General features: G+C 67.0%; 18 protein-coding genes and 3 rRNA genes. All 21 read right to left on the reverse strand.

Features of this window, described 5'->3' with window-relative positions; translation table 11 throughout:
* Window positions 1–263 precede the first annotated feature (263 nt).
* Window positions 264–380 (reverse strand): 5S ribosomal RNA (rrf, locus tag AC1DYG_RS01245).
* Between the two features lie 95 nt (window positions 381–475).
* A 23S ribosomal RNA gene (locus AC1DYG_RS01250) occupies window positions 476–3588 on the reverse strand.
* Between the two features lie 352 nt (window positions 3589–3940).
* A 16S ribosomal RNA gene (locus AC1DYG_RS01255) occupies window positions 3941–5466 on the reverse strand.
* The 16S, 23S and 5S rRNA genes sit together here, the layout of an rRNA operon.
* 691 nt (window positions 5467–6157) lie before the next feature.
* Window positions 6158–7420, reverse strand: coding sequence for a tyrosine--tRNA ligase (gene tyrS, locus AC1DYG_RS01260; protein ID WP_477638077.1), 1263 nt, complete (start codon window positions 7418–7420; stop codon window positions 6158–6160).
* A gap of 63 nt (window positions 7421–7483) precedes the next feature.
* Window positions 7484–8146 carry a DNA-3-methyladenine glycosylase gene (locus AC1DYG_RS01265; RefSeq protein ID WP_477638078.1) on the reverse strand — a complete coding sequence of 221 codons (663 nt, stop codon included), beginning with the start codon at window positions 8144–8146 and terminating at the stop codon, window positions 7484–7486.
* Window positions 8110–8862: a succinate dehydrogenase/fumarate reductase iron-sulfur subunit gene (locus AC1DYG_RS01270; RefSeq protein WP_477638079.1), complete on the reverse strand. Its 753-nt coding sequence runs from the start codon at window positions 8860–8862 to the stop codon at window positions 8110–8112. Before AC1DYG_RS01270 ends, AC1DYG_RS01265 begins: the two co-directional genes overlap by 37 nt.
* A complete protein-coding gene (locus AC1DYG_RS01275) occupies window positions 8859–10778 on the reverse strand; it encodes a fumarate reductase/succinate dehydrogenase flavoprotein subunit (protein WP_477638080.1) in 1920 nt (639 codons plus the stop codon). Before AC1DYG_RS01275 ends, AC1DYG_RS01270 begins: the two co-directional genes overlap by 4 nt.
* An 11-nt stretch (window positions 10779–10789) precedes the next feature.
* The gene (locus AC1DYG_RS01280; protein WP_477638081.1) at window positions 10790–11605 is read right to left on the reverse strand and encodes a hypothetical protein; all 816 of its coding nucleotides are present in this window, start codon (window positions 11603–11605) and stop codon (window positions 10790–10792) included.
* A gap of 1 nt (window position 11606) precedes the next feature.
* Window positions 11607–11897, reverse strand: a complete 291-nt coding sequence (locus AC1DYG_RS01285; protein WP_477638082.1) for a hypothetical protein — start codon at window positions 11895–11897, stop codon at window positions 11607–11609.
* Window positions 11898–12001: 104 nt separating this feature from the next.
* Window positions 12002–13429, reverse strand: a complete 1428-nt coding sequence (gene argH / locus AC1DYG_RS01290; protein ID WP_477638083.1) for an argininosuccinate lyase — start codon at window positions 13427–13429, stop codon at window positions 12002–12004.
* The gene (locus tag AC1DYG_RS01295; protein ID WP_477638084.1) at window positions 13426–13938 is read right to left on the reverse strand and encodes an arginine repressor; all 513 of its coding nucleotides are present in this window, start codon (window positions 13936–13938) and stop codon (window positions 13426–13428) included. Before AC1DYG_RS01295 ends, argH begins: the two co-directional genes overlap by 4 nt.
* 3 nt (window positions 13939–13941) lie before the next feature.
* Complete coding sequence (gene argF, locus AC1DYG_RS01300) at window positions 13942–14886, reverse strand: ornithine carbamoyltransferase (protein WP_477638085.1); 945 nt, start codon at window positions 14884–14886, stop codon at window positions 13942–13944.
* A gap of 76 nt (window positions 14887–14962) precedes the next feature.
* Window positions 14963–16168 (reverse strand): acetylornithine transaminase, encoded by a 1206-nt coding sequence (locus AC1DYG_RS01305; RefSeq protein WP_477638086.1) that lies wholly within the window; start codon window positions 16166–16168, stop codon window positions 14963–14965.
* Complete coding sequence (gene argB, locus AC1DYG_RS01310; RefSeq protein WP_477638087.1) at window positions 16168–17112, reverse strand: acetylglutamate kinase; 945 nt, start codon at window positions 17110–17112, stop codon at window positions 16168–16170. The genes AC1DYG_RS01305 and argB overlap by 1 nt, the downstream gene beginning before the upstream one ends.
* Window positions 17109–18260: a bifunctional glutamate N-acetyltransferase/amino-acid acetyltransferase ArgJ gene (gene argJ / locus AC1DYG_RS01315; protein ID WP_477638088.1), complete on the reverse strand. Its 1152-nt coding sequence runs from the start codon at window positions 18258–18260 to the stop codon at window positions 17109–17111. Before argJ ends, argB begins: the two co-directional genes overlap by 4 nt.
* Window positions 18257–18667: an ACT domain-containing protein gene (locus AC1DYG_RS01320; RefSeq protein WP_477638089.1), complete on the reverse strand. Its 411-nt coding sequence runs from the start codon at window positions 18665–18667 to the stop codon at window positions 18257–18259. The genes argJ and AC1DYG_RS01320 overlap by 4 nt, the downstream gene beginning before the upstream one ends.
* A complete protein-coding gene (gene argC, locus AC1DYG_RS01325; RefSeq protein ID WP_477638090.1) occupies window positions 18664–19731 on the reverse strand; it encodes an N-acetyl-gamma-glutamyl-phosphate reductase in 1068 nt (355 codons plus the stop codon). The genes AC1DYG_RS01320 and argC overlap by 4 nt, the downstream gene beginning before the upstream one ends.
* Window positions 19732–19765: 34 nt before the next feature.
* On the reverse strand, window positions 19766–20503 hold the full coding sequence (locus tag AC1DYG_RS01330) for an SDR family NAD(P)-dependent oxidoreductase (RefSeq protein ID WP_477638091.1): 738 nt from the start codon (window positions 20501–20503) through the stop codon (window positions 19766–19768).
* Window positions 20500–23073, reverse strand: coding sequence for a phenylalanine--tRNA ligase subunit beta (pheT, locus tag AC1DYG_RS01335; RefSeq protein ID WP_477638092.1), 2574 nt, complete (start codon window positions 23071–23073; stop codon window positions 20500–20502). The genes AC1DYG_RS01330 and pheT overlap by 4 nt, the downstream gene beginning before the upstream one ends.
* A complete protein-coding gene (gene pheS / locus AC1DYG_RS01340) occupies window positions 23073–24179 on the reverse strand; it encodes a phenylalanine--tRNA ligase subunit alpha (protein WP_477638093.1) in 1107 nt (368 codons plus the stop codon). Before pheS ends, pheT begins: the two co-directional genes overlap by 1 nt.
* 20 nt (window positions 24180–24199) lie before the next feature.
* On the reverse strand, window positions 24200–25315 hold the full coding sequence (locus AC1DYG_RS01345) for a PAS domain-containing sensor histidine kinase (RefSeq protein WP_477638094.1): 1116 nt from the start codon (window positions 25313–25315) through the stop codon (window positions 24200–24202).
* Window position 25316 lies beyond the last annotated feature (1 nt).

The following is a 25316-nucleotide window of genomic DNA, read 5'->3' on the forward strand; positions in this document are numbered from 1 at the left end:
GCGGCCCCGAGGCCCCGCCACGTCCGCCGCCGCCTCCGGAGGGGCGACCACCGCCCGAAGAGGGACGACGGTCCTGGCCACCTCGGCCTGGCTGGTTCTCGGGCACGTTCTGCTCCTCGCTATGCAGGTAATCGCTCGCAGTCTACGGACTGCGGTCCCCTTGGGACACCACCGCCTGGGCTGCGTGCCCAGGGGAGGGATCAGTAAGGGAAAAGGGAATGCAAAAGGGCCATCCCCGATGGGGATGGCCCTTTTGAAAGTATGTCCGGCTGCGTCCTACTCTCCCACACCGTAACCAGTGCAGTACCATCGGCGCTGAAGGGCTTAGCTTCCGGGTTCGGAATGGAGCCGGGCGTTTCCCCTTCGCTATGACAGCCGAAACTCTATGGAGATATCAATCAGTGGTTCTCAGTCCCGACCGTATCTCGGGAACTGCACAGTGGACGCGTAGCACCTGCTTATTGAAAAGCATTGTGTAATCAAGTTATCGGCTTATTAGTACCAGTCAGCTACATGCATTACTGCACTTCCACGTCTGGCCTATCAACCCAGTAGTCTAGCTGGGAGCCTCTCGGACCTAAGTCCATGGAAACCTCATCTTGAAGCACGCTTCCCGCTTAGATGCTTTCAGCGGTTATCGTTTCCGAACGTAGCTAATCAGCCGTGCTCTTGGCAGAACAACTGACACACCAGAGGTTCGTCCATCCCGGTCCTCTCGTACTAGGGATAGCCCTTCTCAAGTTTCCTACGCGCACAGCGGATAGGGACCGAACTGTCTCACGACGTTCTAAACCCAGCTCGCGTACCGCTTTAATGGGCGAACAGCCCAACCCTTGGGACCTACTCCAGCCCCAGGATGCGACGAGCCGACATCGAGGTGCCAAACCATGCCGTCGATATGGACTCTTGGGCAAGATCAGCCTGTTATCCCCGGGGTACCTTTTATCCGTTGAGCGACGGCGCTTCCACAAGCCACCGCCGGATCACTAGTCCCGACTTTCGTCCCTGCTCGACATGCCTGTCTCACAGTCAAGCTCCCTTGTGCACTTACACTCAAAACCTGATTGCCAACCAGGCTGAGGGAACCTTTGGGCGCCTCCGTTACCTTTTAGGAGGCAACCGCCCCAGTTAAACTACCCACCAGGCACTGTCCCTGATCCGGATCACGGACCGAGGTTAGATATCCAGAACGACCAGAGTGGTATTTCAACGTTGACTCCACCGACACTGGCGTGCCGGCTTCAAAGTCTCCCACCTATCCTACACAAGCCGTACCGAACACCAATACCAAGCTGTAGTAAAGGTCCCGGGGTCTTTCCGTCCTGCTGCGCGTAACGAGCATCTTTACTCGTAGTGCAATTTCGCCGAGTTCGTGGTTGAGACAGTGGAGAAGTCGTTACGCCATTCGTGCAGGTCGGAACTTACCCGACAAGGAATTTCGCTACCTTAGGATGGTTATAGTTACCACCGCCGTTTACTGGGGCTTAAATTCTGAGCTTCGCTCCGAAGAACTAACCCGTCCTCTTAACCTTCCAGCACCGGGCAGGCGTCAGTCCGTATACATCGTCTTGCGACTTCGCACGGACCTGTGTTTTTAGTAAACAGTCGCTTCTCCCTGGTCTCTGCGGCCGATCACGCTCGGGCAGCAAGTGCCGTCACGATCAGGGCCCCCCTTCTCCCGAAGTTACGGGGGTATTTTGCCGAGTTCCTTAACCACGATTCACTCGATCGCCTTGGTATTCTCTACCTATCCACCTGAGTCGGTTTGGGGTACGGGCGGCTCGAACCTCGCTAGAAGATTTTCTTGGCAGCATAGGATCACTGATTTCACCCATACGGGTTACCCATCAGGTCTCAGGATATGTGTGAGACGGATTTGCCTATCTCACTCCCTACACCCTTAGACGTGGACTACCATCGCCACGCTCAGCTACCTTCCTGCGTCTCTCCATCGCTTGACTAGTACTAGATCGGGTCGCGCGCTCCACTCAAATCAGTCCGAAGACGTCATCGAGCTTCAGGCGCTTAGCATCACTAGGTTCGTCATGGGCGGTTCTTCGCCGGTTCCGGAATATCAACCGGATGTCCATCGACTACGCCTGTCGGCCTCGCCTTAGGTCCCGACTTACCCAGGGCAGATTAGCTTGACCCTGGAACCCTTGGATATTCGGCGGACGGGTTTCTCGCCCGTCATTCGCTACTCATGCCTGCATTCTCACTCGTGTGGCCTCCACGGCTGGATCACTCCGCCGCTTCCCTGGCCACACGACGCTCCCCTACCCATCAACACGCTTGGACCGTGGATCCTCAGATGTCACGGCCGGGCAAAGTGTCAATGCCACAGCTTCGGTGGTGTGCTTGAGCCCCGCTACATTGTCGGCGCGGAATCACTTGACCAGTGAGCTATTACGCACTCTTTAAAGGGTGGCTGCTTCTAAGCCAACCTCCTGGTTGTCAATGCAACTCCACATCCTTTCCCACTTAGCACACGCTTAGGGACCTTAGATGGTGGTCTGGGCTGTTTCCCTCTCGACTACGGAGCTTATCCCCCGCAGTCTCACTGCCACGCTCTCACTTACCGGCATTCGGAGTTTGGCTAACGTCAGTAACCTGGTGAGGCCCATTAGCTATCCAGTAGCTCTACCTCCGGTAAGAAACACGTGACGCTGCACCTAAATGCATTTCGGGGAGAACCAGCTATCACGGAGTTTGATTGGCCTTTCACCCCTACCCACAGCTCATCCCCTCAGTTTTCAACCTAAGTGGGTTCGGTCCTCCACGACGTCTTACCGTCGCTTCAACCTGGCCATGGGTAGATCACTCCGCTTCGGGTCTAGACCCAGCGACTAAATCGCCCTATTCGGACTCGCTTTCGCTACGGCTTCCCCACACGGGTTAACCTCGCCACTGAGCACTAACTCGCAGGCTCATTCTTCAAAAGGCACGCTGTCACCCCACAAGGAGGCTCCAACGGATTGTAGGCAAACGGTTTCAGGATCTATTTCACTCCCCTCCCGGGGTACTTTTCACCTTTCCCTCACGGTACTTGTCCGCTATCGGTCACCAGGGAATATTTAGGCTTAGCGGGTGGTCCCGCCAGATTCACACGGGATTTCTCGGGCCCCGTGCTACTTGGGATACTTCTCTGGAGTGCACATCATTTCGTCTACGGGGGTCGCACCCTCTGTGCCGGGCCTTTCAATGCCCTTCGACTATAACGCGCATTTTTGACTCCATGTCAGAATGTCAGTACTGACTGAAAAGTCCCACGACCCCGACCATGCAACGCCTGACAGCTATCACACATGATCGGTTTAGCCTGTTCCGCTTTCGCTCGCCACTACTCACGGAATCGCGGTTGCTTTCTCTTCCTGTGGGTACTGAGATGTTTCACTTCCCCACGTTCCCTCTACCCACCCTATGTGTTCAGGTGGGAGTGACTGGACTTGCCTCCAGCCGGGTTTCCCCATTCGGAAATCCTCGGATCACAGTCTGGTTATCGACTCCCCGAGGCTTATCGCAGATTCCTACGTCCTTCTTCGGTTCCTGGTGCCAAGGCATCCACCGTTTGCCCTTATAAACTTGAGTTTACAAAGATGCTCGCGTCCACTGTGTAGTTCTCAAGGTACGGGCGGCCCCTTCCCCGTGTCGGTGCCTACCGCGTGGTGGCTGTTCAACAGCACCGTGCGGTGGTTCATCCGTGGGAAGGGTCCTGGCCGATCTACCGGCCTGAGGTTCAAGCTTTCGCCCGAAGCCCTCAGGACCCAACAACGTGTCAGGCGCCGGCACCCTCTCGGTCGCGTTCCCAGTCCGAAGACCTGTACTTGCTTGCGAGTTGATGTCAGCGCCAAATAATCGATGTTCCACCCTTGAGCTCCTGGTGTAGGACATACGCCTACAGACCAGGCTCTGGATCGCTTTCGCGACCAGTGCTCCTTAGAAAGGAGGTGATCCAGCCGCACCTTCCGGTACGGCTACCTTGTTACGACTTAGTCCCAATCGCCAGTCCCACCTTCGACGGCTCCCCCTCAAAGAGTTGGGCCACCGGCTTCGGGTGTTACCGACTTTCGTGACTTGACGGGCGGTGTGTACAAGGCCCGGGAACGTATTCACCGCAGCGTTGCTGATCTGCGATTACTAGCGACTCCGACTTCATGGGGTCGAGTTGCAGACCCCAATCCGAACTGAGACCGGTTTTTTGGGATTCGCTCCACCTCGCGGTTTCGCAGCCCTTTGTACCGGCCATTGTAGCATGCGTGAAGCCCAAGACATAAGGGGCATGATGATTTGACGTCATCCCCACCTTCCTCCGAGTTGACCCCGGCAGTCTCCTATGAGTCCCCACCATTACGTGCTGGCAACATAGAACGAGGGTTGCGCTCGTTGCGGGACTTAACCCAACATCTCACGACACGAGCTGACGACAACCATGCACCACCTGTATGCGAGTGTCCAAAGAGTTCTGCATCTCTGCAGCGTTCTCGCATATGTCAAGCCTTGGTAAGGTTCTTCGCGTTGCATCGAATTAATCCGCATGCTCCGCCGCTTGTGCGGGCCCCCGTCAATTCCTTTGAGTTTTAGCCTTGCGGCCGTACTCCCCAGGCGGGGAACTTAATGCGTTAGCTGCGGCACGGATCTCGTGGAATGAGACCCACACCTAGTTCCCAACGTTTACGGCATGGACTACCAGGGTATCTAATCCTGTTCGCTCCCCATGCTTTCGCTTCTCAGCGTCAGTAGTGGCCCAGAGACCTGCCTTCGCCATCGGTGTTCCTCCTGATATCTGCGCATTTCACCGCTACACCAGGAATTCCAGTCTCCCCTACCACACTCTAGTCTGCCCGTACCCACCGCAAGTCCGAGGTTGAGCCTCGGATTTTCACGGCAGACGCGACAAACCGCCTACAAGCTCTTTACGCCCAATAATTCCGGACAACGCTCGCACCCTACGTATTACCGCGGCTGCTGGCACGTAGTTAGCCGGTGCTTCTTCTGCAGGTACCGTCACTTTCGCTTCTTCCCTGCTGAAAGAGGTTTACAACCCGAAGGCCGTCATCCCTCACGCGGCGTCGCTGCATCAGGCTTTCGCCCATTGTGCAATATTCCCCACTGCTGCCTCCCGTAGGAGTCTGGGCCGTGTCTCAGTCCCAGTGTGGCCGGTCGCCCTCTCAGGCCGGCTACCCGTCGTCGCCTTGGTGAGCCATTACCTCACCAACAAGCTGATAGGCCGCGAGTCCATCCCAGACCGAAAAACTTTCCAGACGATAGCCATGCGGCTTCGTCTCGTATCCGGTATTAGCTCCGGTTTCCCGGGGTTATTCCAGAGTCTGGGGCAGGTTACTCACGTGTTACTCACCCGTTCGCCACTGATCCGGTAGGAGCAAGCTCCCACCATCACCGTTCGACTTGCATGTGTTAAGCACGCCGCCAGCGTTCGTCCTGAGCCAGGATCAAACTCTCCATTGATGTTTAGCTCGTGGTCCGAAGACCACGAAACTGCTACCCAAGAAGGGTTGTTTCACTGACTGAGCAAGAACAACTAGCTATTGCTAGAAATTCATTGTCAACCAAAGGATTTTCGTTCGACGTGACTGCATCCCCAAGCCTTTGGCCTGGTTCGCTGCCACCTCGAGACGAGGTAATTGGCATCGATTTTTGACACGCTGTTGAGTTCTCAAGGTTCGGACGCGCACCATCGACGGACCTTTCGGTCTGTGTCCGGGGCAACCCTTCAAAGTTACTCGCATCGCTCTTGGGCGTCAAATCCTTGCGCTTCCTGCTGGAAGCGGTGGATCGAGCGCGCTTGGCTCTCCGCGAGGTGTCCCACTCTAGCAGGCCGTTTCCGTTTCCAGAAACTCGCTATCCGGCGTCCGACTGCCCTCTCAGGCGGTGCGGATGCCCTCCGGCGAAGCACTTGCTTTGCGGTGGGACGCCCACTGTAGCAGTCTCTCGACCCGCTCCTGACCACCCTTGCGGGCGCTCCGAAACGTTCTGGTTTCCCAGTTGCTGTTCGGTGGGGTCTGCCCCGGGACCGGCCTACTTCGCGTGAACTTTCGTTCACCGCGGTGGTGTCCGTTCCTCCCTGTCGGGCTGACGTCGAGAACATTAGACGGGGCTCGCCGCAAAACACAAATCCGCAGGTCAGCGGACTGTGGGCTCACCGGCTCAGTCGCCCCGCGGCCAGCGACTTGCGTCCACGCCGCAGGAGAGCGACCCGCCCGTGCAGGAAGTCGGCTGGCGCGAGCTGCTGCTCGGGGTCGGCCAGCTTGACGTTGTTGAGCGAGGCACCACCGTCGCCGATCGCCCGGCGCGCAGCGTTCCGGGAGTCGACCAGCCCCACCGCCACGAGGGCGTCGGTCACGGACATCCCCACGGCCACCTCTCCCCCGGGCAGCTCGCCGGTGGCGTCGGCCAGCGTCTGCTCGTCCAGCGCCGACACGTCCCCCTTGCCGAACAGCGCCTCGGAGGCGGCCTGCACGGCCGCGGTCGCCGCGGCTCCGTGGACCAGCGTCGTCACATCGGCCGCCAAGGCCTTCTGCGCCTCACGCAGGAACGGCTTGTCCGCCAGGGACTGCTCGAGCGCCGCGATCTGCTCCGCTGTGCGGTCGGTGAAGACCTTGAGCAGCGTGACCACCGAGGCGTCCTCGCTGTTGATCCAGTACTGGTAGAAGGCATAGGGACTGGTCATCTCGGGCGACAGCCAGATGGCGTTGCCCTCGCTCTTGCCGAACTTGTTGCCGGCGGCATCCGTGAGCAGGGGTGTCGTCAGCAGGTGCACCGACTCCCCCTCGACACGGTGGATGAGGTCGGAGCCCGCGGTGAGGTTGCCCCACTGGTCCTGACCACCCGTCTGCAGCGTGCAGCCGTAGTCGCGGAACAGCTGGAGGTAGTCGAGGCCTTGCAGCAGCTGGTAGCTGAACTCGGTGTAGGAGATCCCCTCCTCGGAGTTCAGTCGTGCGGCGACCGCGTCCTTCTTGACCATCTGGTTCACCCGGAAGTGCTTGCCGATGTCGCGCAGGAAGTCCAACGCCGACATCGGAGCGGTCCAGTCGAGGTTGTTGACGAAGATGGCGGGGTTGTCGCCCTCGACGGAGAGGAACGGACGCACCTGCCGCTCGATGTTGGCGACCCACTCAGCCGTCTGTTCCTTCGTCTTGAGGACACGTTCGGACGAGGGTCGGGGGTCACCGATCAACCCTGTCGACCCACCGACGAGGCAGATCACCCGGTGGCCGGCCCGCTGCAGGTGGCGCATCACGACCAGCTGCACGAGGTTGCCGAAGTGCAGGGACGGTGCGGTGGGGTCGAAGCCGCAGTACGCCGTGATCGGCCCGTCGGCGAGGGCGTCGCGCAGCGCGGACTCGTCGGTGGTCTGGGCCACCAGTCCCCGCCATTGCAGCTCGTCGAGGATGTTGCTCACGGTGGGTCGCTCCTTCGCGTCGCACGACGTGCCGCGCACTCGCGACACGTCGCACAGCCTGCCCTATGCCGGGTGCCTGCGTGCACGGGACGTGGTTGGTCGATTCGGTGCCGGTCGGTACACCGACACGGTGGGCTCACCCTCCAGCCAGAACCGCCAGGGGTATGCCGCGACGTCGCCTCCTGGTCCCGACACCCCGACACGAGGACCCGACCGCACGAGGCGGTCGCCCGTGCCGCGGACCGGACCCGCGAGGGTGACCGGGCCACGCGGCATACAGGCGTCGAGGCCGGACTGCTCACCGCGCAGGGCGAGGGTCGTTGCGAGGCGAGCCGGACCGCGCGCCCAGTCGCGGCGCGCGATGCCGGCGCGACGCGCGCCTGCGAGGTCCTCGCCCGCGACGACCTCACCGGCGCGCAGCAGGACTGCGCTGGCCTCCCCGGTCGGTCCGCACACGATGTTGGCGCACCAGTGCATGCCGTAGGTGAAGTAGACGTACAGGTGACCGGCCGGGCCGAACATCACCTCGGTGCGCGGGGTCGGCCCACGGAAGGCGTGGGACCCGGGGTCGGACTCCCCGGCATACGCCTCGACCTCGGTGAGCCGCACGGTGACTCCGGCGTGCGTGATCGTCGCCCCGAGCAGCGCTGGCGCCACCTCGAGGACGTCGCCGGCGAAGAACGCCCGGGTCAGGCGCCGCGACGTCGGATCTTGTTGCCCAGCCACACGACGGGATCGTAGTGGCGGTCGACGACACGCTCCTTGAGCGGGATGAGGGCGTTGTCGGTGATCTTGATGTGTTCGGGGCAGACCTCGGTGCAGCACTTGGTGATGTTGCAGTAGCCGAGACCGTGCTCGTCCTTGGCCGCAGCACGGCGGTCTGCCGTGTCGAGCGGGTGCATGTCGAGCTCGGCCACCCGCATCAGGAAACGGGGGCCCGCGAAGTTCGTCTTGTTGTCCTCGTGGTCGCGCACCACGTGGCAGACGTCCTGGCACAGGAAGCACTCGATGCACTTGCGGAACTCCTGGCTGCGCTCCACGTCGACCTGCTGCATGCGGTACTCGCCCGGCTGCAGGTCAGCGGGCGGGGAGAAGGCCTGTACCTCGCGCGCCTTCTGGTAGTTGAAGGACACGTCGGTCACCAGGTCACGCATCACCGGGAAGGTGCGCAGCGGCGTGACCGTGATGGTCTGGTCCTCGGTGAAGGTGCTCATCCGGGTCATGCAGAGCAGCCGCGGCATGCCGTTGATCTCGGCACTGCACGACCCGCACTTGCCGGCCTTGCAGTTCCAGCGGACGGCAAGGTCGGGCGTCTGGGTCGCCTGGAGCCGGTGGATGATGTCGAGGACGACCTCGCCCTCGTTCACCTCGACCGCGTAGTCCTCGAGGCGACCGCCCCCCGCATCGCCCCGCCATACCCTGAACCTGGCCTCGTAGCTCATGACCTGTCACTCCCCTGCGCGCTGTCGGCACCGCCCGCGTCGAGGCGGGACAGTTCGGGTTCGGTGAGGTACTTGGACAGCTCGCCGCGCTCGAAGAGCTCGAGCAGGTCCTGGCGGATCTCCGGGACAGGCTGGCGCTTGAGCTGCACGCGGTCGGATCCGTCGAGCGTGCAGATCAGGTTGACCCCTCGCCACTGGGGGTCCATGCCTGGGAAGTCCTCACGCGTGTGGCCACCGCGGGACTCGGTGCGCTCGAGTGCCGCGAGGGCGACGCAGCGGCACACCGTGAGCATGTTGCGCAGGTCGAGGGCCAGGTGCCATCCGGGGTTGAACTGCCGATGTCCTTCCACCCCAACGGAATTCGCGCGTTCGTCCAGCCCGTCGAGCATCTCGAGCGCCTCGCGCACCTCGCCCTCGCGACGGATGATGCCGACGAGGTCGTTCATCCTCTGCTGGAGCTCCTGGTGGAGCGTGTAAGGGTTCTCCGTGGCGTCGCGGAACGGCGCCAGCGCCGTCTCGGCGGCCCGGTCGACGTCCGCGTCGCTGATGGCGGGACGCGAGTTGCCAAGCGCCCCAATGTATTCCGCTGCACCCACTCCGGCGCGCCGCCCGAAGACCAGCAGGTCCGAGAGGCTGTTGCCGCCGAGGCGGTTGGAGCCGTGCATGCCCCCTGCCACCTCGCCCGCGGCATACAGTCCGGGCACGCTGGTCGCCGCCGAGTCGGCGTCGACCTCGACGCCTCCCATGACGTAGTGGCAGGTCGGACCGACCTCCATGGGCTCGGCCGTGATGTCGACGTCGGCGAGCTCTTTGAACTGGTGGTGCATCGACGGGAGCCGCCGGCGGATCTCCTCGGCGGGCAGGCGTGTGGACACGTCGAGGAAGACGCCACCGTGCGGCGAGCTGCGCCCCTCCTTGACCTCGTTGTTGATCGCGCGGGCGACCTCGTCGCGAGGCAGGAGCTCAGGGGGTCGCTTGTTGTTCTCGGGGTCCTTGTACCAGCGGTCGGCCTCCTCCTCCGTGTCGGCGTACTGGCCACGGAAGACGTCGGGGACGTAGTCGAACATGAAGCGCTTGCCCTCGGAGTTGCGCAGCACTCCCCCGTCGCCACGCACGGACTCGGTGACGAGGATGCCCTTGACCGACGGCGGCCACACCATGCCGGTGGGGTGGAACTGGATGAACTCCATGTTGACGAGCGAGGCGCCCGCTCGCAGCGCCAGGGCGTGGCCGTCCCCGGTGTACTCCCACGAGTTGCTGGTGACCTTGAAGGACTTGCCGATGCCGCCCGTCGCGAGGATGACGGCCGGCGCCGAGAACAGCACGAAGCGCCCGGACTCGCGCCAGTAGCCGAAGGTTCCGGCCACGGCACCATCGGACTTGAGGATGTCGGTGATCGTGAGCTCGGCGAACACCTTGAGCCGGCTCTCGTAGTCGCCGGTCTCGCGGTGGTCCTCCTGCTGGAGGCTGACGATCTTCTGCTGGAGGGTGCGGATCAGCTCCAGGCCGGTGCGGTCACCGACGTGTGCGAGCCGGGGGTACTCGTGGCCCCCGAAGTTGCGCTGGCTGATCTTGCCGTCGGGGGTGCGGTCGAAGAGGGCGCCGTAGGTCTCGAGCTCCCACACCCGCATGGGGGCTTCCTTGGCGTGCAGCTCGGCCATCCGCGGGTTGTTGAGGAACTTGCCGCCGCGCATCGTGTCGCGGAAGTGGGTCTCCCAGTTGTCCTTCTCGTTGGCGTTGCCCATCGATGCCGCGATCCCGCCCTCGGCCATGACCGTGTGCGCCTTGCCGAACAGGCTCTTGCAGATCACCGCGGTCCGCAGCCCCTGCTCGCGAGCCTCGATCGCCGCCCGCAGCCCGGCGCCGCCGGCTCCGATGACGATGACGTCGTACTCGTGGCATTCGAGGTCGGTCACAGACGGTCCCTTCAGTTGATGATGCGGAAGTCGCCGATGGTGCCCGACGAGACCAGCGCGATGTAGGCGTCGGTGACGACGAGGCTGCCGAGGGTCACCCAGGCGAAGGTCATGTGGCGGGCGTTGAGCTTGCCCACCAGGCCCCAGGCCTTGTAGCGCAGCGGGTGCTTGCTGAAGTGGTTGAGCCGCCCGCCCACGATGTTGCGGCAGGAGTGGCAGCCGAGGGTGTAGCACCACAGGAGGACGACGTTGGCGAGCAGGATCAGGGTGCCCAGGCCCAGACCGAAGCCGCCGTCACTGCCCCGGAAGGCGTGAAGCACGTCGTAGGTGTTGATGAGCGAGATCACCACGGCCGCGTAGAAGAAGTAGCGGTGCAGGTTCTGCATGATGAGCGGGAAGCGGGTCTCACCGGAGTAGGCCTGGTGCGCCTCGGGCACCGCGCACGCGGGCGGGCTCACCCAGAACGAGCGGTAGTAGGCCTTGCGGTAGTAGTAGCACGTGAGCCGGAAGAGCAGCAGGAACGGCAGCGTCAGTGCGGCGAAAGGGATCAGCGCCGGCCACTCGCCGAAGGGAGTTCCGAAGTGCGTCGACCCGGGCACGCACGACGTCGACAGGCACGGCGAGTAGAACGGCGTGAGGTAGCCGTAGTCGGCGACGAAGTAGTCCTTCTGCAGGCTCGCACGGACCAGGCCGTAGAGCAGCCAGGCCGTGAAGCAGACGAAGGTGACGAACGGCTGGAGCCACCAGCGGTCCTCGCGCAGGGTGCGAGCCGCGATGCGGGCCCGGCCTGGTGCATGAACGCCTCCGCTGAAGGGGACGTAGGCCACCTCAGTGGTCCCTGGAGGGGCCGACGCCCTCGTCCTCGGCGTCGGACCACAGGGCGGGGTCGTACTCCTCGTCCGTGATGAAGACGATCTCGCCCGGGCCCCCGGCGCGGTCCTGGGAGCCGACTCCGGCCCCTCGGGCCACGAGGTCGACGTCGTCGGCCAGACGCACGACGTCGTCGCGCAGCCGCTGGATGTCGATGGTGTTGCCGAGCTCCTTGGAGAGCGCGGTCACCGCCCGTCGCAGCCCGGCCACGTGTCCCGCAGCCGCAGTGAGGTCGTCCCTGACGCCCATGACACCTTCCCTTCGCAAGGAGGATGCGGATCGCCTGTGACCCGCGCCACGAACCTATCGCGTGGCTCCAGAGATTTCTCGGAAGCCGGCCGACGGGTATGCCGTCAGCGCACCACGATGGGGTCGCTCGCCCAGGCGCGGGCAGCCTCAACGGCCTCCACGACGCGGTTGCGCTGCTCGGCGACGCGGACAGGAGCGGTGCCGCCCTTGGCGTTGCGCGAGGCCAGCGAGCCCTCGACGCTCAGGACGCCGCGCACCCCCGGGGTGAGGTAGTCCGAGACCTCCGCAAGGTCGGCATCGCTGAGGTCCCACAGCTCGATCCCCCGGTCCTCGCAGACCCGGACACAGGCGCCGGCGACCTCGTGGGCCACGCGGAACGGCACGCCCTCGCGGACCAGCCACTCGGCGATGTCGGTGGCCAGCGAGAACCCCTGCGGGGCCAGCGACGCGAGCCGGTCTCTGTCGAACACCATGGTCGCCACCATCCCGCTGAACGCCGGGAGGAGGACCTCGAGGGTGTCGACCGCGTCGAAAACGGGCTCCTTGTCCTCCTGCAGGTCGCGGTTGTAGGCCAGAGGCAATGCCTTGAGAGTGGTCATCAGGCCGGTCAGGTCGCCAACCAGGCGACCGGCTTTGCCGCGGGCCAGCTCGGCGACGTCGGGGTTCTTCTTCTGCGGCATGATGCTCGACCCGGTCGAGTAGGCGTCGTCGAGCCTGACGAAGGAGAACTCCTTGGTCGCCCAGATCACGACCTCCTCGGCGAGCCGCGAGATGTCGACCGCGGTCATCGCGGCGACGAAGGCGAACTCCGCGACGAAGTCCCTGGAGGCGGTGCCGTCGATGGAGTTCTCGACCGACGTGGCGAACCCGAGGTCTGCGGCGACCGCCTCGGGGTCGAGGCCGAGCGAGGAGCCGGCGAGGGCGCCGGAGCCGTAGGGCGACACCGCTGCCCGCACGTCCCAGTCCTGGAGCCGTTGAACGTCGCGAAGGAGGGCCCACGCGTGGGCGAGGAGGTGGTGGGCGAGCAACACCGGCTGGGCGTGCTGCAGGTGGGTGCGCCCCGGCATCGGGACGTCGGCGTTGCGGGTGGCCTGGTCGACGAGGGCGTCGACCACGTCGAGCACCAGTGCCGCCACCGACCGCGCGTGGTCGCGCAGGTACATCCGGAAAAGGGTGGCCACCTGGTCGTTGCGGGACCGGCCGGCGCGCAGCCGCCCACCGATGTCGACTCCTGCCCGGTCGATGAGGCCACGCTCGAGGGCGGTGTGCACGTCCTCGTCGTCGTCGGCCGGCAGGAACGCCCCCGACTGCACGTCGCCGGACAATTGGGCCAGCCCCGCGAGCATCGCGTCGAGAGCGGCATCGTCGAGCAGTCCCGCGGTGTGCAGCACCCGGGCATGGGCGCGCGATCCGGCGATGTCGTACTGCGCCAGCCGCCAGTCGAAGTGGGTGGACTTGCTCAGCGCGGCCAGCGCATCGGCTGGTCCTCCGGCGAAGCGCCCGCCCCAGAGGCTGACCTTCTGCTCGCTCACTCGTTCTCCTCCGTGTGCGGGGTGGCCTGGCCGAGCAGGTCGGAAGCGACCCTCCGGCTGGCCGCGGTCCCGGTGGTGATGACCATGATGGTGTCGTCCCCGGCGATGGTGCCCAGCACCCCCGCGAGGGTGGCATGGTCGATCGCCGAGGCGAGGTAGTTCGCCGCCCCCGGAGGCGTTCGAAGCACGACGAGGTTGTGCGACGGCTCGGCCGTGACGAGGAGCTCCTCGCACACCCGGCGCAGCCGGGCAGTGAGCTGCGACCCGTCGGGAGCGGGGCGGGCGGTGCGGTCCCCGCCCTCTCCCGGCACGGCATACACGAGGGTGCGTCCGGAGCGGACCTTGACGGCGCCGATCTCGAGGAGGTCACGCGACAGCGTGGCCTGGGTGACGTCGATGCCGTCGTCGGCGAGCAGATCGAGCAGCTCGTTCTGCGACCGGACCTCGGTGCGTCCGAGGATGGCCACGATCCGCTGCTGGCGACCGGTCCTGGTGGCGGCGATGCTCATCGCTCAGGCCTCCCCGGTGCCCTCGAGGAGGAACGACAAGAGGGCCTTCTGCGCGTGCAGACGGTTCTCGGCCTCGTCCCAGACCACCGACTGCGGTCCGTCGATGACCGCCGCCTCGACCTCGAAGCCGCGGTAGGCCGGCAGGCAGTGCAGGAAGATCGCCCCGCTGCTCGCCGTCGCCATCAGGGACTGCGTCACGGCGAAGGGCACGAAGGGGCTCTGCTCCCCCTGACGGTCGCCCTTCTCCCCCTCCATGCCCATGGACACCCAGGTGTCGGTGACCACCACGTCGACGCCCTCGACAGCAGCGCCCGGGTCGTCCGTCACGAGGACCGAGCCGCCCTGCTTCGCCGCCAGCTCCTGCGCCCTGGCGAGGATCGCCGCCGATGGTTGGTGGGCCGCCGGGGTGCCGATGCGCACGTGCATGCCGGCCAGGGCGCACCCGAGGAGGTAGGAGTGGGCCATGTTGTTGGCGCCGTCGCCGACGTAGCCGAAGGTGAGGCCGGCGAGCGCTCCCTTGTGCTCGAGAACGGTGAGCAGGTCGGCGAGGATCTGGCACGGGTGGAAGTCGTCGGTCAGGGCATTCACGACGGGGACGCCGGCGTGGGCTGCCATCTCCTCGATCCGGTCCTGGCCGTAGGTGCGCCAGACGATGGCTGCGGACTGTGGCCCGAGAACGCGGGCGGTGTCGGCCACCGACTCGCGGGTGCCGATCTGCGCGAGGTTGCCGTCGACGACCATCGGGTAGCCGCCCAGACCGGTGATGGCGCCCGCAAAGGACACCTGGGTGCGCAGGGTGGGCTTGTCGAACACCACGGCTACGGTGCGCGGTCCTTCGAGCGGACGCCGGGAGAACGGCGCGGCCTTGAGCTCGAGCGCCCGCTGGAGCACCAGCGCCTGCTCGTCGGCGGTCAGGTCGTCGTCGCGCAGGAAGTGTCGAATGGTCATGCGACGACCGACCGAGGACACGAGCGAGGGACGAGCGAGGCCCGGAGGGCCGAGGGGCCGGGGCGGTTGAAGCAGGTCATGCGGTGTCCTCGGAGTCGGCGGCTGCGTCGAGCAGCGCGGGCAGGGCGTTGACGAAGGAGTCCAGCTCCTCGGTGCTGATGACGAGCGGCGGCGCGAGCCGGATCGCCTGCGGCGCAACGGGGTTGACGATGAACCCCGCGTCGCGTGCGAGGGCTGCCACCCGTGCCGCCACCGGCCGCGAGAGCACGATCGCGCGCAGGAGTCCGGCACCGCGCACCTCTGTGATGAGCGGATGTCCCAGCGCGAGAACGGAATCCGCGAGGTGCTGTCCAGCGTCGGCAGCATGCGCGAGCAGCCCCTGGTCCTCGATCGTCTCGAGGACGGCCAGCGCGGCGGCCGCCGCCAGCGGGTTCCCGCCGAACGTGCTGCCGTGCTGGCCGGCGGTGAGCAGCCCGGCCACCTCGGGACCGAAGGCGACGAGCGCGCCGATGGGTACTCCGCCGCCGAGCCCCTTGGCGAGGGTGATGGCGTCGGGGACGATGCCGGCCTGCTGGAAGGCGAACCACGTGCCGGTGCGGCCGATGCCCGTCTGGATCTCGTCCAGGACGAGCAGGGCGCCGTGCTGCCGGGTCAGCTCACGGGCCAGTCGCAGGTATGCCGTACCGGGGCTCAGGACGCCGGCCTCGCCTTGGACCGGCTCGAGGACGACAGCCGCCGTCTCTGATGTGACGGCGGCGCGGAGAGCGGCCTCGTCACCGAACGGGACGTGGCTGACGCCGGCGATGAGGGGCTCGAAGGGCTCGCGGTAGGCGAGCTTGTGGGTCAGGGCCAGGGCGCCGGTCGTGCGCCCGTGGAAGGCCCCCTCGGCGGCGACGATGCCCGAACGGCCGGTGCGACGGCTCAGCTTGATCGCGGCCTCGATCGCCTCGGCACCCGAGTTCGCGAAGAAGACGGCTGACCCCGCGGGAGCGCCGGCGAGCTCGATCAGCCGCTCCGCCAGAGCGATCTGGCCCTCGGAGGTGAACAGGTTGGAGACGTGGATCGCCTCGCCGGCCTGCTTGCTGATCGCACTCACGAGCGCGGGGTGCCCATGGCCCAGCGCGTTGACGGCGATGCCCCCGACGAGGTCGAGGTAGCGGTTGCCGTCGACGTCCCAGACGTGGCACCCGCTGCCGTGCGACAGCACCAGCGGCGGCAGGCCGAAGACCCCCATGACCGAGCGCTGGTAGCGGGCCAACAGCTCGTCGTTGCGCGCACCCATCAGGACTCCTCGTCCGGGACGATCATCGTGCCGATCCCCTCGGAGGTGAAGACCTCCAGGAGAAGGGAATGTGGTTGGCGTCCGTCGATGACGTGCGCCTGGGGGACGCCACCCTCCACCGCACGGATGCATGCCTCGAGCTTGGGGATCATGCCCGAGTCGACGTTGGCGAGAAGCTCCTGCGCTCCCCCCACCGTCAGCGACGACAGCAGCGAGTCGCGGTCCGGCCAGTCGGCGTACACACCCTCGACGTCGGTGAGCATGACGAGCTTGTGCGCCTTCAGCGCGACGGCCAGCGCGGCAGCGGCAGTGTCGGCGTTGATGTTGAGGACCTGGCCCTCGACGTCGAGGTCCGGCGCCACCGTCGACACGACGGGGATGCGCCCGGCGTCCAGGATGTCCTGCACGGCTCCGGGGTTGACCGTCTCCACGTCCCCGACCAGTCCCAGGTCGACGGCCTCGCCGTCGACGTGGGTGCCACGACGGCGGGCGCCGAACAGGGCGGCGTCCTCGCCGGACAGTCCCACGGCCACGGGGCCGTGCTGGTTGAGCAGTCCGACGAGCTCGCGACCGACCTGACCCGTGAGGACCATCCGCACGACGTCCATCACCTCGGGGGTCGTGACGCGCAGCCCACCCCGGAACTCGCTCTGCAGGCCGAGTCGGTCGAGCATCGTGGCAATCTGCGGTCCGCCACCGTGGACGACGACGGGCCGCAGCCCGGCATACCGGAGGAAGGCCACGTCCTGGGCGAAGGCGGCCTTGAGGTTGTCGTCCACCATCGCGTTGCCGCCGTACTTGACGACGACGAGGGCACCCCGGAACTGCTCGAGCCAGGGCAGCGCCTCGACGAGGGTCTGGGCCTTGCCCTGGGCCACGCGCAGCGCGGCGGCCCCGATGTGGCCGCGGACGGTGTTGGTGGGACGGCTGGGCGGTGGGGTCATGAGGAGTAGGCCGAGTTCTCGTGGACGTAGTCGTGGGTGAGGTCGTTGGTCCACACCGTGACCGAGTGGTCTCCGGCGTGGAGGTCGACGAGGACGTGGACCTCGCGGGGGGTGAGGTCGACGAGGGAGCGGTCCTCCCCCACACCGCCAGCGCGGCACACCTCGACGCCGTTGATCGACACGTCGAGCTCGTGGGGGGCGAACGTGGCCCGGGTCGTGCCCACCGCGGCGAGCACGCGCCCCCAGTTGGGGTCGTTGCCGAAGACCGCGCACTTGAAGAGGTTGTTGCGGGCGATGGACCGTGCCACCTCGAGCGCGTCATCCACGGAGGCCGCGGTTCGCACCTCGATCGCGATGTCGTGGTGGGCCCCCTCGGCGTCGGCGATGAGCTGTCGGGCCAGGCTCGCGCAGACCTCCGTCACAGCTGCGGCGAGATCGGCTGCGTCGACCGCGACCCCTGAGGCGCCGGAGGCCATCAGGACCACCGTGTCGTTGGTGGACTGGCAGCCGTCGGAGTCGATCCGGTCGAAGGTCAGGGCCGTCGCGGCCCGCAGGACGCCGTCCAGCTCGCCCTGCGGGACGACGGCATCGGTGGTCACGACGACGAGCATGGTGGCGAGCGCCGGGGCGAGCATGCCGGCGCCCTTGGCCATCCCGCCGACGGTCCAGCCGTCGCGCTGAGCCTGCGCCACCTTGTGAACCGTGTCCGTGGTCTTGATCGCGATCGCGGCGTCCACGCCGCCATCGGGTGCGAGGGCGCCACCTGCCCGCTCGACTCCTTCGAGGACTGACGGCATGGGCAGCAGCTCGCCGATCAGTCCCGTCGAGCAGACGACGACGTCTCCGGCGGACACCCCGAGCACGTCGGCGACCTTCTCTGCCGTGGCGTGGGTGTCGGCGAAGCCCTGAGGGCCCGTGCACGCGTTCGCGCCACCGGAGTTGAGCACCACCGCGTCGACCCGACCGTCGCTGACGACCTGGCGCGACCACGTGACGGGGGCGGCCTCCACCCTGTTGCTCGTGAACACCGCAGCGCCATGGTGGTCAGGGCCGTCGTTGACGACGAGCGCGAGGTCGGGGGCCCCGCTGGCCTTGAGGCCCGCAACCACCCCGGCCGCCCGAAACCCCTGCGCTGCCGTCACGCTCATGACGCGCCTCCCGAGAGCCTGGCGGGTGCCGCGGTGTTGCCGCCACGCTTCCACGTGGCCATCGCCTCGTCGGCGTGCTCGGAGCCGATGAGGATCCAGTCGGTGTCGTAGGTCGACAGCGCGAGGATGCTGATCCCCTGCTTGGCCAGCGGCTCGAGCAGGCCCGACAGGACGCCAACCGTGGAGAAGTCCAGCGGCCCGGCGATCTCGAAGGCGATCAGTGGCCCTTGCACGCGGGCGCCCTTCGGCACCGAGGCGAACGCGCACACCACCGAGGTCTCGCTGTCGGTGTAGGTGATCGAGGCGAGCGGGCCGGTCCGCCAGTCCCAGTCGGGGTCCTGGCCGCCCGGCAGCCGGACGAATGCGACCGGCTCGGCGTGCCGCATCAAGTGCAAAGGCAGGCTCATGGCGCCACCCCCGCGATCGGCAGACCGGTTGTCTCGGGGATCCCGAGAGCGAGGTTCATGCATTGCACAGCGGCACCCGCCGTTCCCTTGGTGAGGTTGTCGACCGCCGCGATGGCGACGACCCGCCCGACCCGTTCGTCGAAGGTGACCTGGACGTGCACGCTGTTGCTGCCCAGCACGCTCGCGGTGGACGGCCACTGACCTTCGGGCAGCAGGTGGACGAACGGCTCGTCGGCATACGCCTTGGCCCACGCCTCCCGTATGCCGCGTACGTCAGTCCCACTCGCGGCGTCACTGAGCCGGGCGGTGCAGGTCGCGAGGATCCCCCGCGGCATCGGAGCGAGGGTCGGGGTGAAGGACACCCGGACGTCAGAGCCGACTGCTCCTCCGGCCGCGGTGAGGTTCTGCTCGATCTCGGGGGTGTGCCTGTGCACGCCACCGACGCCGTAGGGGGACATCGCCCCCATCACCTCCGCCCCGAGCAGGTGCGGCTTGAGCGACTTGCCGGCGCCAGAGGTCCCCGAGGCCGCCACGACGACCACGTCCTCCCCGGAAAGGAGCCCGGCGGCGTACCCGGGGGCGAGCGCGAGCGAGACGGCAGTCGGGTAGCAGCCGGGCACGGCGATGTGGCTGGTCCCGACCAGCGCCTCGCGCTGCCTGCCGCCGTCGCCCACGGGCAGCTCGGGCAGGCCGTAGGCCCACGAGCCGGCGTAGGGCGTGTCGTAGAAGGTCGTCCAGGCCGACTCGTCGCGCAGCCGGAAGTCAGCGCCGCAGTCGATGGCGGTCACGGACTCGGGCAGCTGCGCCACCAGGGCTGCGGAGTGCCCGTGGGGCAGGGCGAGGAACACCACGTCATGCCCCGCGAGCACCTCCACCGTGGTGTCCTCGATGACACGGTCGGCGAGCGGCGTGAGGTGCGGGTGGACGTCACCAAGGCGGTGACCGGCACTGGAACCCGCCGTCAACGCGCCGATCTCGACCTCGGGATGCCCGAGCAGCAACCGGAGGATCTCGCCTCCGGCATAGCCACTCGCACCCGCCACCGCTGCTGAAATCACCTGCATGACTATACACGCAGGTGGGATTTTATGCAGTGCCCTACGTCAGCGGGTCGTCGTCGCCCCAGCGCAGTATCCCCAGGGTGCGATCCGACTCGCCGAGCCCTCGGTCGGCTCGGGCGCGAAGAGACTCCGGGGTGTCTACCCCGGCGCGCACCAGGCGACCGTTCCAGTCGTCGAGCTCGCCAGCAGCGATCGCGAGGAGCAGCTCAGCCACGACCGCAGGCTCGGTCCACTCGGTGCGGTCGCGATGGGCGTCCATCGCCTCGGTCATGTCGGTGCGGACCACACCCGGCGCCAGGTCGAAGGCGCGCACGCCGTGGACGGAGTTCAGGCCAGTCGCAGCGGTGAGGCGGGCGAGGGCGCCCTTGCTGACGTTGTAGGCGGTCGCGACGTCGTGGTTGCGGTAGGCCGCACCCGAGTTGATGTTGACGATCCGGCCCGCTCCTGCCGCCACCATGTGCGGCAGCACCGTGCGCGTCATGAGGTAGGGACCGCGAAGGTTCACCTCGACCGTCTGCCACCACTCGTCGGGATCGCTGTCGAGCAGCGACACCTCGGTGTCGATCACGCCGGCGTTGTTGACCAGCAGGTCGATCCGCCCGTGACGCGAGACGATGTCCGCCACCCAGCCCTGGACAGCCGCACGATCAGTGACCGGCGCGACCGAGCGCGAGCCGCGCTCGACGGCATACCCGGCCTGCTCGAGTGCGGTGGCGAGGTGGTGACCGATGCCGCGGGAGGCGCCGGTCACCACGGCGACGGGAGCCGGGCTCACCGTTGGATCGCGCCAGTCTGCGCCGCGGCCGCAGCGACGGCCTTGTCGCGCAAGGCGCTCACCTCGTCGGTGGTCAGGGTGCGGTCGGTGGCGCGGAAGGTCAGGCGGTAGGCCAGCGACTTCTTGCCGGATCCGACCTGCTCGCCGCGGTAGATGTCGAACAGCGCCACGGACTCGAGGCTGTCCCCCGCACCCTCGCGCAGGGCAGCCTCCACGGCAGCCGCGGGCACGGCCTCGTCGACCACCAGGGCGACGTCGGTGTGGGCCAACGGATAGGTCGACAGGGCGCTCGCCTGTAGGGGCGTGCCCGTCGCGGCGACGATCACGTCGAGGTCGAGCTCACCTGCGACCGTGCGTGCGGGCAGCTCGAGCGCTGCCGTCACCTTGGGGTGCAGCTCACCCGCGTGTCCCACCACCGTGCCGTCGACCAGGGCGAGCTGGGCGCAGCGACCGGGGTGCCAGGGAGCGCGGACGACGGACGTCACCACGAGGTCCAGGCCCACGGAACGGCCCACGGCCAGCGCCCAGGCCACGGCGTCCGAGGTGTCGGCCTTGCGGCCCGGTCCCCACGGTCCGCCGTGCTCGACCTCACCAGCTGCTGCGTATGCCGCGTGGCGGGGCTGCGGAGGAACCGCACCCAGAATGGCGGCGAGCGTCGTGTCTCCGGGGCGCTCGTCGATGGCGGGTACGGGCGCGCTGGTGGGGTGCTGCTGGGCGCGGGTGACGAGGCCGATCTCGTAGACGGCGACGTCGCGCGCCCCACGAGCGACGTTGCGGCGCAGGGTGTCGAGCAAGGTGTCGAGCACCGAGGTCCGCATGACGGGAGCCTCGTCGGACAGCGGGTTGACGAGGGACACCACGTGCCTGCGCTCGTCGTCGGCGGCCAGGCCGAGCCGGTCGAACAGTGACCTGGCGACGAACGGGTAGCTCAGCACCTCGGTGAGTCCCTGGTGGGCCAAGGTCGTGGCGACGACCCGCCGGATGCGCTGACCGTGGGTCAGGCCGCGGCCGACTGCCTTGGGTTGCGGCAGGACCGACGGGATCTGGTCGTAACCGCGCACCCGCGCGACCTCCTCGACCAGCTCGGGTCCGTTGGTGAGGTCGGGCCGCCACGAGGGCGGAAGCACCCTGACGAGGTACACGCCGGTCCCGGGCCCGGCTTCGGTGCCGGTGTCAGCGTCGGTGTCCGTCACGGTGCACCCGATGGCGCGCAGTGTCGCGACCACCTCGTCGCGGGGGTAGTCGAGCCCGACGTAGCGGGTCGGCAGCGTGGTGTCGAAGTCGAACGGCTCGGCGGGCGCACGGCGGTCGACGTCGGTGACCCCCGCGTCAGCGCTGCCGCCACCGTGTTCGACCAGCAGGTCGACCGCGAGCTGGGCAGCAGCCGCCGCCACGGCGTGGTCGACGCCGCGCTCGAACCGCTTGGACGCCTCGGTGGTGAGCCGGTGCCGACGCGACGATCGGGCCACCGTGATCGGGTCGAAGTGGGCCGCCTCGATCAGGACGCTGGTGGTCGTGTCGGTGACCTCCGACGCCGCGCCGCCCATGACCCCGGCGATGGCGAGCGGTGTGTCGGCCCCGTCGACGATGAGCAGGTCCTCGGGGTCGAGGGCCCGCGCGACGTCGTCGAGCGTGGTGAGCTTCTCGCCGGCGCGCGCGCGACGCGTGCCGATCGAGCCCGACAGGGTGTCGAGGTCGAAGGCGTGCAGCGGCTGGCCCAACAGCATCATCACGTAGTTGGTGACGTCGACCGCCAGCGAGATCGGGCGCATCCCGACCTGGGTGAGCCGCTTCTGCATCCAGCCGGGGCTCGACGCGGTCACGTCGACGCCGCGCACGACGCGGGCGACGTAGCGGTCGCAGCCGGGCACACCCTCGAGCGGCGAGGCATCGGCCAGCGCGACGGCATACCCGGTGTCGTTGGGCTCCGGCGTCGTGACCTGGGCCGGGTCGTGGAAGGCGACACCGGTCGAGAGGGCGTACTCACGGGCGATGCCGCGCAGGGAGAAGCAGTAGCCGCGGTCGGGGGTCACGTTGACCTCGACGACCTCGTCGGCCAGGCCGAGCAACGCGATGGCGTCGTCACCCGGGGTGAGGGCTGCGGCAGCCTCGGCACCGAGCAGCTCGGACAGCACGATGATGCCGGAGTGGTCTGCACCGAGCCCGAGCTCGGCCTGGCTGCAGATCATGCCGTTGGAGACGTGGCCGTAGGTCTTGCGAGCCGAGATCTCGAAGCCGCCGGGCAGCACCCCGCCGGGCAGCACGCAGACGACGAGGTCACCGACGGTGAAGTTGTGCGCCCCGCAGACGATCTCCTGGGCCTTGCCCTCGGAGACGCGCTGGCCGTGGTCGCCCACGTCGACCGTGCACCAGTTGATCGTCTTGCCGTTCTTCTGCGGCTCGGACTCGACAGACAGCACCCGGCCGACGACGAGGGGACCGGCGATGTCGCCACCGTGCAGGCCCTCCTCCTCGAGGCCGACGCGCACGAGCGCGGCAGCGATGTCCTCACCGGTGGCATCCGCGGGGACGTCGGCGAGCTCGCGCAGCCAGGACACGGGCGCGTGCATCAGATCTCCATTCCGAACTGCTGGGAGAAGCGGACGTCTCCCTCGACGATGTCGCGCATGTCAGCGACGTTGTGGCGCAGCATGAGCGAACGCTCGATGCCGAGGCCGAACGCGAAGCCGGTGTAACGGTCCGTGTCCACCCCGGCCGCCCGCAGGACGCGCTGGTTGACCATTCCCGACCCGCCGAGCTCGATCCAGCCGGTGCCGCCACAGGTGCGGCACTTCTCGCCGTCCAGCGAGCCGGACCCGCCGCAGATCCAGCAACGGCAGTCGATCTCGGCGCTCGGCTCGGTGAACGGGAAGTAGTTGGGACGCAGCCGGGTCACGATGCCTTCGCCGAAGAGCCGCTGGACGAAGGCGTCCAGGGTGCCCTTGAGGTGGGCCATGGTGATGCCCTCGTCGACGACCAGTCCCTCGAACTGGTGGAACACCGGCGTGTGGGTCGCGTCGAGGTCGTCGGTGCGGAAGACCTTGCCGGGGCAGAGCACGTAGATGGGCGGCTCGCGGTCGAGCATGGTGCGCACCTGCACCGGCGAGGTGTGGGTGCGCAGGACCAGCCCGGAGCCGGCCGGCTCGACGAAGAAGGTGTCCTGCTCCTGGCGGGCGGGATGGTCGGCCGGGATGTTCAGCGCGTCGAAGGTCAGCCACTCCGACTCGACCTCGGGTCCCTCGGCGATCTCCCATCCCATCGAGACGAAGATGTCCTCGACGCGTTCGGAGACGAGGCTGATCGGGTGGCGGGCTCCCATCGGCCGGCGCGGCACCCGCACCGTCACGTCGACGGTCTCGTCCACGAGGATGCGCTCGTCCCGCTCGGCCTCGAGCTCGGCCTGCCGGGTGGCAAGAGCCTGCGACACCTGGCCGCGGGCCTGACCGACGCGCTTGCCGGCCTCGGCCTTGGCGCTCGGCGGCAGCGCGCCGATCTCACGGTTGGCCAGCGACAGGGCGCTCTTCTCGCCCTGGTGCGCCAGTCGAGCGACCTTCAGCTGGTCGAGGTCCGCGGCGGCGGCGATCGTCTGCCGTGCATCGGCCACGGCCTGCTCCACCACGGCGGGGTCGAGCGCTGCGACCTCGACGGGGTCGTACTGTTTGTTGGGTCCAGACACCCCGGCAGTCTAGGGAAGAGTCAGGCGAGGTAGTCGGGCGGCTCGGATGGCAGGCTGAGACGGAACTGTGCACCACCGCTGGGCGCCGACTCGACCTGGACCCGCCCGCCGTGCGCCTCGACCAGACCCTTGACGACGTAGAGGCCCAGCCCCGTGCTCCCCCGGCCCGAACCGTGCCAGAACCGGCTGAACACCAGGTCCCGGTGGTCGGCCGCGATGCCCTTGCCCTCGTCGCTGACGACCAGGTCGACGCCGGTGGCACTGTGTCCCTTGGACTCCAGCAGCTCTTGACCGTTTCCGGACGTGGGCTGCGCCCCGAGGGTCACCAGGCCGTCGCCGTGCCGGAAGGCGTTCTCGATCAGGTTGGACAGGATCTGGTCCAGCCGGTCCGGGTCCGCCCAGACCTCGGGCAGGGTCTCGGGCACCTCGATCGAGAAGCGGTCACGTTCCTGCCCGCTGGCCACGGCTCGCTCCACGTGTCGACCGTAGACGGCCGCGACGTCGATCGGCAGTGGTCGGATCTGCAGCCGCCCCGAGTCGATCCGTGACACGTCGAGCAGCTCGGTGATCAGACGGGTCACCCGGTCGGCATCGGCCTCGATCGTCTCGAGCATGAGCCGCTTCTGGTCATCGGTGAAGCGGTCCCAACGACGCAGCAGCGTCGAGGAGAACCCCTTGACCGAGGTCAGCGGCGAACGCAGCTCGTGGGCAACGGTGGAGATGAGCGCCGCGTGGTCGGCCTCGAGCCGACGGCGCGCCTCCGCGTCGCGCAGCATGAGGATGACCCGGTTGACCGGCTTGTTGCGGCCCGGTCGGAGGTACTTTGCAGTGACGAGCACTTCGGCACCGCCATCGACCATGAGGTACTTCTCGCGATGGCCGGTGCGGATGTCCAGGCCGTTCCACGGGTTCGTGACGTCCCACCAGTCGGTGCCGTCGTTGTCGCGCAGCACCAGCGCGGTACGGATGTCGCGGCCCACGAGCTCGCCGCGGGCGATGCCGAGGATCTGGGCGGCTCGACGATTGACGAAGCTCACCTTGGCGTCCGCCTCGGCCGCAACCATCCCGTCAGGCAGGAGCTCGGCGGCCAATGCGGCCTGCTCGGGCGGCAGGATGGAACCGGGCCGGAAGTCCATG

The sequence above is a fragment of the Pedococcus sp. P1_H8 genome (assembly GCF_056405175.1).

What these genes read in the sequence shown, in the direction of transcription:
- AC1DYG_RS01285 (WP_477638082.1), bottom strand. Translation starts at nt 11,897, where the DNA reads ATGGGCGTCAGGGACGACCTCACTGCGGCTGCGGGACACGTGGCCGGG.
- argC (WP_477638090.1), bottom strand. Translation starts at nt 19,731, where the DNA reads ATGCAGGTGATTTCAGCAGCGGTGGCGGGTGCGAGTGGCTATGCCGGA.
- AC1DYG_RS01270 (WP_477638079.1), bottom strand. Translation starts at nt 8,862, where the DNA reads ATGAGCTACGAGGCCAGGTTCAGGGTATGGCGGGGCGATGCGGGGGGC.
- pheT (WP_477638092.1), bottom strand. Translation starts at nt 23,073, where the DNA reads ATGCACGCGCCCGTGTCCTGGCTGCGCGAGCTCGCCGACGTCCCCGCG.
- argF (WP_477638085.1), bottom strand. Translation starts at nt 14,886, where the DNA reads ATGACCATTCGACACTTCCTGCGCGACGACGACCTGACCGCCGACGAG.
- AC1DYG_RS01345 (WP_477638094.1), bottom strand. Translation starts at nt 25,315, where the DNA reads ATGGACTTCCGGCCCGGTTCCATCCTGCCGCCCGAGCAGGCCGCATTG.
- AC1DYG_RS01320 (WP_477638089.1), bottom strand. Translation starts at nt 18,667, where the DNA reads ATGAGCCTGCCTTTGCACTTGATGCGGCACGCCGAGCCGGTCGCATTC.
- AC1DYG_RS01305 (WP_477638086.1), bottom strand. Translation starts at nt 16,168, where the DNA reads ATGGGTGCGCGCAACGACGAGCTGTTGGCCCGCTACCAGCGCTCGGTC.
- argJ (WP_477638088.1), bottom strand. Translation starts at nt 18,260, where the DNA reads ATGAGCGTGACGGCAGCGCAGGGGTTTCGGGCGGCCGGGGTGGTTGCG.
- AC1DYG_RS01295 (WP_477638084.1), bottom strand. Translation starts at nt 13,938, where the DNA reads ATGAGCATCGCCGCCACCAGGACCGGTCGCCAGCAGCGGATCGTGGCC.
- argB (WP_477638087.1), bottom strand. Translation starts at nt 17,112, where the DNA reads ATGACCCCACCGCCCAGCCGTCCCACCAACACCGTCCGCGGCCACATC.